Genomic DNA, 333 nt, shown 5'->3' on the forward strand with positions numbered 1-333 from the left:
AGCTATTAAGAAAGCGAGTTAATCTTTTTTAACAAAGTAATGCTCTAAAAATCGATTGCATAACGCAGGAACGTTTTCTTCCGCTGATAAAACAAAGTCGACAAAAGCCTTTGCAATAGGCGATAAATGCTTACTTTCATGATGCACTAAAGACCAACTTCCTTGTAGTGGGAAGTTTTCAATACTTAACTCCACCAAAACACCTGCAGCTAACTCAAGCGTCACACTGTGCTGTGAAACAACTGAAATACCAAGATCGGCCATCACCGCCTGTTTAATCGTTTCGCTATTACCCAAGGTCATATTCACTTTTAACTGTATGTTATTGGCTTT

Annotated in this window: 1 protein-coding gene; it reads right to left on the reverse strand. The window is 38.4% G+C overall.

The features are described from left to right. Positions 1–18: 18 nt before the first annotated feature. On the reverse strand, positions 19–333 hold a 315-nt coding region (locus GQR38_RS20270), incomplete at its 5' end, for a LysR substrate-binding domain-containing protein (protein ID WP_240920067.1).

It is taken from the genome of Pseudoalteromonas sp. c7(2019) (genome assembly GCF_011378625.1).
GTDB lineage: Bacteria > Pseudomonadota > Gammaproteobacteria > Enterobacterales > Alteromonadaceae > Pseudoalteromonas > Pseudoalteromonas arctica.